General features: G+C 49.1%; 2 protein-coding genes. Both read left to right on the forward strand.

The features are described 5' to 3' along the window. Positions 1–219: 219 nt before the first annotated feature. On the forward strand, positions 220–711 hold the full coding sequence (locus tag AAX04_RS11430) for a hypothetical protein (RefSeq protein WP_066798380.1): 492 nt from the start codon (positions 220–222) through the stop codon (positions 709–711). A 35-nt stretch (positions 712–746) separates the two neighbouring features. After that, positions 747–1,505, forward strand: a 759-nt coding sequence (locus AAX04_RS11435; RefSeq protein ID WP_066798382.1) for an FAD-dependent thymidylate synthase, incomplete at its 3' end; no start/stop codon positions are given.

The following is a 1,505-nucleotide window of genomic DNA, read 5'->3' on the forward strand; positions in this document are numbered from 1 at the left end:
GCTCTAGCGAGCAGTGCCTTCAATACCGAATTCTCCGAGGACAGGATTGAAGCCTACATCCACGTGGAGGCTTTACTAAGCAAGGAGCTCGGACACATGGCGGTTATTGACTTTGAGGGTGTACCATTCGTGGTTAAATTCCCCAAGGCACCATTCAACGAGCCCTAACCAACCACGGTTAAAAGTAGGCTTATTAAACCCCCGCATCAGGATACACTCATGACCCAGGACACCTTAGGGAATACCTCGGGGGGTACCTCGGAGGGTATGGGTTGGGCTGAATTCCTAAGCACCTTGTTCATTGGGGTGATTGTAATTGGCTTCAACCCAGTTGTCGTCATCCTAGGCGGCATGATGTGGTACATCCCAATGACTGTCCCAGCCACAGTACTAGAACAGCCAATCGTGAAGGACATGATGTTCATCGGTGCAGTACAGTATTTTGAATTTTGGATACTGAGCGATTTCCTCCTTGCAGATCTCTTTGACCATGGGCGCATAATAACACCAAGGGACGTTGGCGCATTACTACTAGACACCATACCATTCTACGGGCTAGCCTTCTATGCATTACTACACCCAATGAACACGGTACTGAAGATTATCCTGGTGGCATACGGTACAATAGGAGGTTTGCCCACAATGATAATCCTCTCTGGATTATTCAACGCACCTTGGCTACTGCCTGGGAACTTAATAAAAGACCCTTAGCCAATTCTAATCAGCCCAACCCAACCCCCAAACCCATGCCCACTATAATCAAGCCAAACGTAACCCTCCTATTCACCTGGGGTAGTGAAGGGTTCATAACCGCAATGAGTGATGTAATATACAGGGGTTACACCTTCGAGGATGCCCTAAAGAGGGTTAGGAACGAGCCCAAACTCATTGAACGGAGGCTAACCCAATTGCTTAGGGATGGGCACCATAATGTCTTCGAGTTCATTGGGGCATCATGGCTTATTGAAGGCAGTAGGGCACTTACCCATGAGCTAGTTAGGCATAGGATTGCTAGTTATTGGCAGGAGAGTCAGAGGTATGTTGATTATGCCAGGAACCCACCGAGGTTCATCCTACCACCATCAATTGCTAATTCACTAACACCACTCCTGGATAGGCTCAGTGAGGGGTACAATGCTGTTAGGGGTATTGCCCTGCCCGAGGATGCTAGGTACATTCTCCCCAATGCCACTGCCAGCCGAATATGGGTTCTCATGAATGGTCGTGAATTCTTCCTCAACTTCATGCCTCTTAGGACTGGGCTTGGGGCCTTTCACGAGATTAGGCTAATCGCATGGCTAATGTTCAACAGCCTCATTGAAGCCTACCCAATAACGGCTAGGTGGGTTTGGGGTCATTTGCCTAGGCTACACCCAGATTACTGCCGTCATGTTCTTCACTTGAGTAAGGCTAAGCGTAGGGTTCTTGAGGCTAGGTATGGGACTGGTGACTGCAGGGTACTGAGCATTAGGAGCGCCTTCGATGCTTGGGGCTTGCCAATACCC

Origin of the sequence: Caldivirga sp. MU80, assembly GCF_001663375.1 — an archaeon.
Lineage (GTDB): Archaea > Thermoproteota > Thermoprotei > Thermoproteales > Thermocladiaceae > Caldivirga.